This window comes from Micromonospora psammae (genome assembly GCF_036902725.1).
Classification (GTDB): domain Bacteria; phylum Actinomycetota; class Actinomycetes; order Mycobacteriales; family Micromonosporaceae; genus Micromonospora.
Window position 1 is genome coordinate 1 of sequence record NZ_JBAKHM010000066.1, and the last position, 604, is coordinate 604.

Annotated in this window: 1 protein-coding gene; it reads right to left on the reverse strand. The window is 47.8% G+C overall.

The features are described from left to right. Positions 1-13: 13 nt before the first annotated feature. Positions 14-604 (reverse strand): hypothetical protein (locus V6U79_RS29705; protein ID WP_334616725.1); only part of this gene is annotated, 591 nt, incomplete at its 5' end.

Sequence of the window (604 nt, forward strand, 5' to 3'; positions counted from 1 at the left end):
CTACTCCTTGCGATTAGATTTGATCTAACGGCGTTCCGTTTGCCGATTCTACCACCGTTGCGTGTCCTAATTTTTCAGCAATATCGATCAACGCGTCCTCGATTTGATCTGGTGAAAGATTCGCGCTTGCCTCTGCTAGTTCTGAAGCGAGTTGCATTGCCTTATCATACGTGCCTGCGTGCATTTGTTCGATAATGTTACCCTGCTCTTTCATCAACTTCGCGATCTCGTCAAAGAGTTCATGAGGGTTGCTGTTTCGGAATTTTGAGTTCAATCGTGCCACCGCTTGTTTTGGTGTCAGTCCTTTTGCGTCCTCTCCGTACAATTTCAGTTGTCGATCGATCATCTTTTTCGTCCCGTTCACGTTTTTCGTGACGTAGGTGTCAATTTCTTGAAGTTTGCGTAATAGCGTTCCGACTTCACGATCACCAAGTCCGCGAATTGTGATATACCCGCCCTGCTTGTCGGTCAAGGCTTTCCATGATTTTACCGACTGCGCGAACGTGCCGTATTTCTTTTCAACGTTCCCGATTGATCGGCGTAAGTTCTTGATTAATCGGCTCGCCTCTCGCCGTTCCGCTTTTGCTCTTGCCAATGCCTGCGC